7 protein-coding genes are annotated in these 9,151 nt (G+C 74.7%); 1 reads left to right on the forward strand and 6 read right to left on the reverse strand.

The features are described from left to right. Positions 1 to 33 precede the first annotated feature (33 nt). A complete protein-coding gene (locus tag ACFQ6N_RS39470) occupies positions 34 to 1,695 on the reverse strand; it encodes a long-chain fatty acid--CoA ligase (RefSeq protein ID WP_380658985.1) in 1,662 nt (553 codons plus the stop codon). A gap of 237 nt (positions 1,696 to 1,932) precedes the next feature. Next, positions 1,933 to 2,805, reverse strand: a complete 873-nt coding sequence (locus ACFQ6N_RS39475; RefSeq protein ID WP_380658986.1) for a DUF1906 domain-containing protein — start codon at positions 2,803 to 2,805, stop codon at positions 1,933 to 1,935. Positions 2,806 to 2,957: 152 nt separating this feature from the next. On the opposite strand from ACFQ6N_RS39475, the gene ACFQ6N_RS39480 reads away from it, so the two are divergent. Beyond that, positions 2,958 to 4,025, forward strand: coding sequence for a DMT family transporter (locus ACFQ6N_RS39480; protein WP_380658987.1), 1,068 nt, complete (start codon positions 2,958 to 2,960; stop codon positions 4,023 to 4,025). Positions 4,026 to 4,082: 57 nt separating this feature from the next. On the opposite strand, the gene ACFQ6N_RS39485 is transcribed toward ACFQ6N_RS39480, so the two are convergent. From ACFQ6N_RS39485 to ACFQ6N_RS39500, 4 genes are all read right to left on the reverse strand, one after another. Next, positions 4,083 to 4,871, reverse strand: coding sequence for a pyridoxal 5'-phosphate synthase (locus tag ACFQ6N_RS39485; protein WP_380658988.1), 789 nt, complete (start codon positions 4,869 to 4,871; stop codon positions 4,083 to 4,085). Between the two features lie 598 nt (positions 4,872 to 5,469). After that, complete coding sequence (locus ACFQ6N_RS39490) at positions 5,470 to 5,799, reverse strand: hypothetical protein (RefSeq protein WP_380658989.1); 330 nt, start codon at positions 5,797 to 5,799, stop codon at positions 5,470 to 5,472. Between the two features lie 462 nt (positions 5,800 to 6,261). Further along, positions 6,262 to 7,626 carry an FAD-binding oxidoreductase gene (locus ACFQ6N_RS39495; RefSeq protein WP_380658990.1) on the reverse strand — a complete coding sequence of 455 codons (1,365 nt, stop codon included), beginning with the start codon at positions 7,624 to 7,626 and terminating at the stop codon, positions 6,262 to 6,264. 192 nt (positions 7,627 to 7,818) lie between these two features. Beyond that, the gene (locus tag ACFQ6N_RS39500) at positions 7,819 to 9,045 is read right to left on the reverse strand and encodes an MFS transporter (RefSeq protein ID WP_380658991.1); all 1,227 of its coding nucleotides are present in this window, start codon (positions 9,043 to 9,045) and stop codon (positions 7,819 to 7,821) included. Positions 9,046 to 9,151 lie beyond the last annotated feature (106 nt).

Below are 9,151 nucleotides of genomic sequence, written 5' to 3' on the forward strand. Positions count from 1 at the left end.
GGGGCGGCCGGCCCTTCCCTCACTGCCCGTGCCTCACTCCTTGCCGAACACCGTGACGTCCAGACCGTCCGCCGCGTAGTCGGCCCGGATCACCTTCTTGTCGAACTTGCCGACCGAGGTCTTCGGCACCGACTCCACGATCGACCAGCGCTCCGGCAGCTGCCAGGAGGCGATCCGCCCGGCCAGGAAGGCCCGCAGCTCCTTCAGCCCGACGGTCGCGCCCGGGCGCAGCACCACGGTGGCCAGCGGGCGCTCGCCCCACTTCTCGTCCGGGACGGCGACCACGGCGGCCTCGGCCACCTCGGGGTGCGCCATCAGCTGGTTCTCCAGGTCGACCGAGGAGATCCACTCGCCGCCGGACTTGATGACGTCCTTCGCCCGGTCGGTGAGGGTCAGGTAGCCGTCGGCGGTGATGGTGCCGACGTCACCCGTGCGCAGCCAGCCGTCCTCGGAGAACTTGTCCTCCGGACGGAGCGGGTCCTGCCCGGCGCCGCCGTAGTACGCCCCGGCGATCCACGGGCCGCGCACCTCCAACTCGCCCGCCGAGACGCCGTCGTGCGGCATCCGCTCGCCGCCCGGGCCGATCAGCCGGGCCTCGACGGACGCCGGGAAGACGCCCTGGGTGATCCGGTACGGCCACTCCTCCTCGGGGGTGAGGCCGCCCGGCGGCTGGGCGAAGGAGCCGAGCGGGGACGTCTCGGTCATGCCCCAGGCCTGGATGACCCGGATGCCGTGGCGCTCCTCGAAGCCCTGCATCAGCGACGGCGGACAGGCGCTGCCGCCGATGACCACCATGCGCAGGCTGGAGGTGTCGTAGTCGCCCGCGTCGAGCTCGTCCAGCAGGCCGCTCCAGATGGTCGGGACGGCGGCACTGACGGTGGGGCGCACGGCGGCGATCATCCCGGCCATCGGCTTGGGCTGGAGGAAACGATCCGGCATCAGCAGGTTGGCGCCGGACATGAAGGCCGCGTGCGGGATCCCCCAGGCGTTCACGTGGAACATCGGGACCACCGGCAGCGCGGTGTCGCGCGGGGTGAAGCCGAAGTTGTCGCCGGTGTTGACCTGGAGGCAGTGCAGGTAGACCGAGCGGTGGCTGTAGAGCACGCCCTTCGGGTCGCCGGTGGTGCCGGAGGTGTAGCAGAGCATCGCGGCCCGCCGCTCGTCGATGTCCCCCTGCCACGGGTACGCGGTCGGCCGCCCGGCGATCAGCTCCTCGTAGTCGTGCACGCCGCCCGCGAAGCCGGCCAGCACCGAGCGGTCGCCGGGGCCGCTCACCACGATGTGCTTGAGCGTGGGCGCGAGCTCCGGCAGCACGGCGGCCAGCAGCGGGAGCACGGTGCCGTTGACGATGATCACGCGGTCGGCGGCGTGGTTCACGATGAACGACAGCTGCCGGGCGGGCAGCCGCAGGTTGAGCGTGTGCAGCACGGACCCGGTCGACGGGACGGCGAGGTACGCCTCCAGGTGCTCGGCGTTGTTCCACATCAGCGTGCCGATGACACTCTCGTCGGTGCACCCGAGTTCGTCGCGTAGCGCCCACGCGAGCTGTGCGGCGCGCGCGCCGACCTCGGCGTAGGTCCGGACGACCGGCCCGGTGCCGTCCCAGGTGGTGACGGTCGAGCGGCCGTGGATCGTGGACCCGTGCTCCAGGATTCTGGCGACGGTGAGCGGTACGTCCTGCATCGTGCTGAACACGGGTCCTCCTTGACCGAGCGGCACTGACGGCTGCACCCGCGACACCTACCGAGCGGTAATGCGCGCGGACCTGCCCGATTTTGCCGCCCCGCCCGCCCGCTGTCAGCATCCCGGCGCCGTTGCACGGATCACGACGTCGCATCGGTCCCGTCCGCTACCGGCCGCCGGGCCGCCACCGGCCGCCGCGCCGCCGCCGGGCCGCGCCGCACCGCCGGGCCGGCCGCCCTACCGGCGGGCTCAGGAGGCGGTGGGGCCGTCCACCTGGTTGCGGTCCACGGTGAGGGTGGCGCCGGCGTAGGTCTCCTCGACGTTGCCGTGGTACTGGTGGACGCGCTGGTGGAGGCTCCAGAGGTCGGGGTCGAGGCTGCCGGAGCCCGCGGTGTCGGCGTGATCGTCCCAGCGGGCGTACCAGAGCGCGTCGGGCATCGGGGAGCTGCCGGCCCGGGCGGCGGCGGCCAGGTCGGCGATGCCGGAGTCGAGGCTGGAGTAGAAGCCGGAGCGGTAGCCGGCGGAGTGCAGGGCCTGGGTCCAGCCGAGGGTGAACTCGACCACGGCCTGGCCGCAGACCGGGTCGCGCGTCGGGTAGGCCTCGATGTCCAGGTAGACCGGGCTGCCGGCGCCGAGGCCGAGCGGGCCCAGGGCGCGGACGGCCTCGCCCGCCTCGTCCCGGCCCTGCTGCGCGGCCTTCGCCGGGTCGATCCGCCGGGGCTTGCGGCCCGGGTCGGCGCACGGGGCCTGGAGGCCGACGTGCACCGGCAGGAACCGCCAGCCCATCGCACGCGCCTGGCGCACCCACTCGGCGGTGAGCCGGGGCTGGGCGCAGCCGCGCTGGGAGCCGCTGGTGTAGATGCCGACGGCCCCGTACGGGGAGGCGCCGCGCCAGGCCCGCAGGGTGTCGAGCGGTGGCGCGGTGCAGGCGTCGAAGGCGGAGCCGCTCCAGGTGTCGTGGAAGCGGGGCGGGCCGACCCGGTCGGGCAGGGTGACGGCCCGGATGCGGGGGACGGCGGCGGCGACCGGGGCGGTGGCCACGGTGCTCACGCCCGTCCCGCCGGTGGCCAGCAGGAGCACGAGGGAGGCGGCGAGCAGGGCCGCGGGGCGGAGATAGCGCACCCCGCCTTGATACTGACGGACCGTCGGACGATCGCGGCAACCACGCCGGAGGCCCCCCGCGAGTCCACCCTTTCGGACGCACCCGTCCGTATCCGTCCCGATATTTGTAACGAGCTTGCCCGTTCATCACTCCTTACGGCAAACTCGCCGATATGCCCACCTCCCATACCAGCGAAACCCCCACCGCCTCATCGTCGGCCGCCGCCGTCGCCGAGGCCCTTGCCATGCCGCCCGCCCCCAAGGGCGAGCCTGCCGGCGAGCGGGGAAGCTGGCGACGAGGCGGGGCATCCGGCCCCTCGGCGCCGCCCCAAGGACACCCGGGCCGGTCCACCGGCCGACTCGGCAAGGTCCTGCGGCGCCCGGAGCGGATCCCGGCGCCGCTTCTCTGTCTGACCGCGATGTTCCTGGTGCAGACCGGCATCGCCCTGTCCAAGCCGCTCTTCGGCCCGCTCGGGGTCAGCGGCACGACCTTCCTGCGGCTCGGCTTCGCCGCCGTCATCCTGCTCGCCGTCACCCGCCCGAAGCTGCGCGACAAGCGCCCGCGCGACCTCGCCGCGGCCGCCCTGCTCGGCGTGGCCTCGGCCGGGATGACCTTCCTGTTCGCCGGGGCGATCGACCGGCTGCCGATGGGCACCGCCGCGACCATCGAGTTCCTCGGCCCGCTCGCGGTCGCCCTGGTCTTCGCCCGGCGCGCCAGCCACCTGCTCTGGGCCCTGCTCGCGGCCGCCGGCGTGGCCCTGCTGACCCTGCTCGGCGAGGGCGACGGCGGCGGCTCGCTCGACCCGGTCGGCCTGCTCTACGCCTTCGGGGCGGCCGCCTGCTACGCGCTGTACATCCTGTTCACCGACAAGGTCGGCGCCACCTTCCAGGGGTTCCAGGGCCTGGCGGTGTCGATGACCGTCGGCGCGCTGGCACTGGCACCGTTCGGGCTGGGCGACGCCTGGCACGGGCTCACCGCGCCGGACGCCTCGCCGCTGGTGCTGCTCGCCGCGGTGGCCGGGGTGTCGCTGCTGCTGCCGGTGATCCCGTACGCGCTGGAGATGACCGCGCTGCGCCGGATGCCGCAGCGGGTATTCAGCGTGCTGGTCAGCCTGGAGCCGGCGGTCAGCGCGCTGGTCGGCCTGGTGGTGCTGGGCCAGTTGCTGGGCGGGCCGCAGCTGGCCGGGATCGGCTGTGTGGTCGCGGCCAGTGTGGGCGCCACCCTGACCGGACGGCGGTAGGGCCCGGCGGACGGGTGAGCGGGCGGGGCCTGACGGGCGGTCGCGGCGCGGCGGGCCCTACGGCCAGAGCAGCGAGCGCGACCACCCGGGGGCGCTGACCGGGCCGCTGCGGGTGTAGCGCACCCGGACGTGCCGGCGCTGGGCGTCGCCCTGCCAGAACTCCACCTCGTGCGCCCACAGCGTGTAGACCGCGTGCCCGGGCGCCACCGCGTCCGGGTACGTCTCCAGCCGGCGACGGGCGACCGCCACCGCCTCGTCGTACTCGGCGAGCGAGCCCAGCGGCTCGCTCTGCCGCCCGACCAGCGCCCCGACCCGGGCGGCCGGCGTACGGGTGGCGAACTCGGCGGCGGCGACCAGGTCGAGGGCCCGCTCGACGGAGCCGCGCACCCGTACCTGACGGCCCAGCTGCGGCCAGTAGACGGTCAGGGCGGCGGCCGGGTGGTCGGCGAGCTGACGGCCCTTGGGGCTGTCGGCGGCCGCGGAGAAGTTCCAGCCGGTGCCGGCCGCGTCGACGTCGCGCAGCACCAGCACCCGGGCGTCCGGCATGCCGTCCGCGTCGACGGTGGAGAGGGTGAACGCCTGCGGGTCGAGCACCCCGGCGTCCAGCGCGGTGGCAAGCCAGTCCACGAACAGCGGGCCGGGTTCGGCGGGGACGTCCTCGTGATCGAAGGACGGCAGCGGGCGGGCCATCGGCGGGCGGCCGAGCAGCAGCTCGGGGACGGACCTGGGCTCGGGCCGGCGCTCGTGGAACGGCTCGGCGACCGGCTCCGGGCGTACCGCTGCCGCCGGCTCGGGTGCCGTCCCGGCCTCGTCGGGGCCGGACCGGCCCTCCTCCTCCGCCGCCATCGCGCGCCCTCCTTCCGATTGCCGCGGTCGCCACCCCCGGCCGGACCGGCCCTTCAGGGGCCCGGACACGTGGTGCGCTGTCGGAGCGCAACCGTACCGCCGTGGACCGACGGTCCCGGGCGCGGGCCCTCGGTGGACCGATCGGGGCCGGTCAGCGGGGGAAGGGGAGCGGGAGTCGGGAACGCGGGCGGGCCCGGCGGGGGCGGCGGCGGGGGACGGCAGGGGACGGCGGGGGGCGGCGGTCGGCCCCGGACGCACTCGTGGGCGGTGCCGATGGCGGCACCGCCCACGAGGCCGGTTTCGCGGTGACCCTTTCCGCTGACCGGTCCATGCGCTGTTCCCTCGGTGATGCGCGATTCCCTCCGGTCGTTCCGGCTGTCCCGGCTGCCCCGGTTCGCTCTCCCCGGTCGGTGGTTCCCGACCCGGTGGTTCCTGGTCCGATGGTTCCCGGTCCGATGACTCCCGGTCCGATGACTCCCGGTCCGGTCCGTGGCCGACTCCGAGTCCGGGCGCGGTTGCTCAGCTCACCCGCGTCCGCCCGCCTCCGGCGCCCCCGCCTTCGGTGGTACTCGGCTCGGCCGTACGGTCGGCCGTACGGTCAGGGGAAGATCGGGGCGAAGATGACGTTGACGTTCTTGTTGCCCTGACCGGCCAGGATGGTGCCGGCGTTGTCCTTCACCGCGAGGGTGTTGTTCTGGTTCGAGGCACCGGAGCCGGTGGCGGTCTGCTGGGTGGAGACGTAGTTGCCGTCGACCCCGCCGAACACGTTGCCGGTGCCGACGTTGGACACCACGCCGGCGTTGGAGCCGGCCGCGGCGCCCGCGCCGTTGTCGGCGGCGGCGGCGCCGGCACCGGCCAGCAGCAGGCCGGCCGCGAGCGGGCCGACGAGCAGGAGTCCGGCCACCCGGCGGGTGTGGATGCGAGCCATGAAAGCCTCCAGAAATATGTTCATCGTGCAATGGTCGAACATGACGTGCGGGATTCGTCGGCCAGACGAATACCTACGGCTGCGACGCCGGGAGACAGACTTCCGCAACAAATCGACAAAGCACTAGCCGGGCCCGCAGATTTCGCCCGTTCGCGTGATATCCACCGAGGGCGTGAATAACGGCTCAAAAATCGGAAAGAGCGCCGATCTACCATCAGTGAGCTGGGATTTCACCCGAACGGCGGCCGGTTCGCGGGCGATGCGAAACGGCGCTTCGCCGCCGTACGCACCACTGGGCGCACCACCCCGGCGCGGACGGATCCACAACGCGCCCCTGAAAGGTTCGACCACCCTTCCGTGTCGACTTTTCAGCCATTAACAGACCATCTGAACGTCATACCGGAATGTCGGGCAGTCGCGTGCCGTCGGGGCCGGCGAACCCGTCGAGCACGCCGGAGAAAATCAGACCATCTTGCCCGGGTTGAGGATCCCCAACGGGTCGAAGACCGCCTTCACCTGCCGCTGGAGGTCCAGCGCCACCGGCCCCAGCTCACGGGCCAGCCACTCCCGCTTGAGCAGCCCCACCCCGTGCTCCCCCGTGATGGTGCCGCCCAGCTCCAGCCCGAGCGCCATGATCTCGTCGAAGGAACGCTGGGCGCGCGCGGTCTGCTCCTCGTCCGCGGCGTCGAAGATCACGATCGGGTGCGTGTTGCCGTCCCCCGCGTGACTGACCACCCCGATGGTCAGCCCCTGCCGCTCGGCGATCGCCGCGACGCCGTTCAGCATCTCGGCCAGCCGGGACCGCGGCACCGCCACGTCGTCGATCATCGTGGTGCCCAGCCGGTCCAGCGCGGGCAGCGCCAGCCGCCGGGCGGCCAGCAACAGGTCGGACTCCGCCTGGTCCTCGGCCGGCACCACCTCCGTCGCCCCGGCCGCCCGGCACAGCCGCGCGACCCGCTCCAGCTCGCCGACCCGGTCCGGCCCGTCGAACGCCACCAGCAGCAGCGCCTGGGTCGACTCCGGCAGACCCATCTGCCCCAGCTCGTTGACGGCCCGGACGGAGACCGCGTCCATCAGCTCCATCAGCGACGGGGTCAGACCGCGCGCCATCACCTCGCAGACCGCCGCACCGGCCGCGTCCGCGCTCGGGAACTCCGCCGCCAGCGCCAGCTGCGGGGCCGGCGCGGGCCGCAGCGCCAGCACGGCCCGGACCACCACGCCGAGCGTCCCCTCCGAACCGACGAACAGCCGGGTCAGGTCGTACCCGGCCACGCCCTTGGCGGTCCGGCGGCCGGTGGACAGCAGCCGCCCGTCCGCCAGCACCACGTCCAGGCCGAGCACGTACTCACTGGTGACGCCGTACTTCACGCAGCACAGCCCGCCCGCACCGGTGCCGATGTTGCCGCCGATCGTGCAGGACTCCCAGCTGGACGGATCCGGCGGGTACGACAGGCCGAACTCCTCGACCGCGCGCGAGAGTTCGGCGTTGACCACACCGGGCTCGACGACCGCGATCCGGTTCACCGGGTCGATCTCCAGGATCCGGTCCAGCTTCACCAGCGACAGCACGACGCAGCCGTCCACCGCGTTCGCCGCGCCCGACAGGCCGGTCCGGGCGCCCTGCGGCACCACCGGCACCCGCAGCGCGGTCGCGGTGCGCATCACGTGCCGCACCTGCTCGACCGTCTCCGGGAACACCACCGCCGCGGGCACGCCGGCCGCGCAGAACCCGGCCATGTCATGGCGGTACGCGGCGGTCACATCGGGGTCCACCACCACGGCCCCCGCCGGGAGGCCCCGGGCCAGTCGGTCCGTCAGATCACTCATCGCCGCCTCCACTCACCGTCCGGCCGCCTCCACCTCCGCACTCTGCCCGCGTGCCGGTAGCGGGGCAAGTGGGCCCGGCCGGACGCCGGAAGGCCGGTCGCCCGGCCCGGCCTCCCAGGGGACCCGCCGTCGCCCGGAGAACCCGGCGCCCAGGGAACCCGCCCCGAGGGAACCCGGGGAGCCCGCCACCGGTCAGGCCCGGCGCAGGGTGCGGGCGGCCAGGGCGGCGAGGCCCGCGACAGCCGTGGCCAGGGCGCAGAGGAAGGTGGGCACGGCGGCACCCGCCGCATCGGCGAGCAGGCCCAGCAGCCCGGTCGAGAGCACCAGGGCCACGCTCTGCACGAGCGTCAACAGCGCCTGCACGCGCGCGAGATGGGACGACGGCGCGCCGGTCAGCACCAGTGGGCCCAGGTGGCAGGCGAAGAGCCCCGAACCGGCGCCCGCCACCACGCTGCCGGCCACCGCCACCGCCACTCCCCCGGCCGACGCCAGCAGCGCGGTCCCCGCCGACGCCGCGCACAGCCCGGCCGCCGCCCCGACCCCGGCCCGGCGCAGCCCGCCCCGCCAGGCCACCAGCCCGGCCACCGCGAGCACCCCGGCCGCCTGCCCGCCGGTCACCAGCCCGGCGGTGTCCGCCGTCCAGCCGTGCTCCCGGACGAGCAGCGGACCGAGCAGCGACACCACCGGCAGCAGCGCCCCGGCGGCGGCCCCGGTGAGCAGCAGCGCGGCCCGCAGCAGCGGGTCCCCCAGCGCGAGCCGGACGCCGGAGGCCGCCTCGCGCAGCAGGCCGGCCCTCGCGGCCGGGGACGGCCCGACCTCCCGCGGCCGCACCCGCAGCAGGACCAGCAGGACGACCCCGAAGCTCGCCGCGTCCGCCACCGCCGCACCGGGCAGCCCGCCGGCGGCGACCAGCGCGCCGCCCAACGGCGCCCCGAGCAGCACGGCGGTCTGCCCGCCGGCCTGCCGCAGCGCCAGCGCCCGGGGCAGCCGGTCGGCGGGGACCAGCCGGCTCGGCATCGACCCGCTCGCCGGGAGGTGGAAGGCGTCGACCGTCCCGATCACCGCTGCCGCCGCGACCAGCAGCCACAGCGGAGTGCCCCGGACGCCCGCCACCAGCGCCAGGGCGACGGTCGCGACCAGCATCACCGCTGCCGCGGCGAGCATCACCCGGCGGGCGCCGAACCGGTCCGCGACCGCGCCGCCCAGCAGGACCAGCGCCGTGCGCGGCACGGTGACCGCCGTCAGGACCAGCCCGGCCGCCCCGCCGCCGTGCGCGGAGGCCGCCCAGCCGAGGGCGACGTACAGCGCGGCGTCCCCCAGCAGCCCGGCCTGGGTGCCGGCCAGCCAGAACAGGTACGGCCCGGGGAGCGCGGCACGCGGCGGCGCGGGAACGGCGGTGGTGGGAACGGCGGTGCTCATGCCGGTTGAAGCTAGGGCCCGTATTTGGTTGTGATCAATTTGCGTGATTCGCCTGCGTGGGCAGGCCCTGATCCGGTAGACCATGTTGCGTGACGCGAGCGCAACT

Origin of the sequence: Kitasatospora sp. NPDC056446 (assembly GCF_042796115.1) — a bacterium.
In the GTDB taxonomy this organism is placed as follows: domain Bacteria; phylum Actinomycetota; class Actinomycetes; order Streptomycetales; family Streptomycetaceae; genus Kitasatospora.

What these genes read in the sequence shown, in the direction of transcription:
- ACFQ6N_RS39480 (WP_380658987.1), top strand. Translation starts at nt 2,958, where the DNA reads ATGCCCACCTCCCATACCAGCGAAACCCCCACCGCCTCATCGTCGGCC.
- ACFQ6N_RS39485 (WP_380658988.1), bottom strand. Translation starts at nt 4,871, where the DNA reads ATGGCGGCGGAGGAGGAGGGCCGGTCCGGCCCCGACGAGGCCGGGACG.
- ACFQ6N_RS39490 (WP_380658989.1), bottom strand. Translation starts at nt 5,799, where the DNA reads ATGGCTCGCATCCACACCCGCCGGGTGGCCGGACTCCTGCTCGTCGGC.
- ACFQ6N_RS39495 (WP_380658990.1), bottom strand. Translation starts at nt 7,626, where the DNA reads ATGAGTGATCTGACGGACCGACTGGCCCGGGGCCTCCCGGCGGGGGCC.
- ACFQ6N_RS39500 (WP_380658991.1), bottom strand. Translation starts at nt 9,045, where the DNA reads ATGAGCACCGCCGTTCCCACCACCGCCGTTCCCGCGCCGCCGCGTGCC.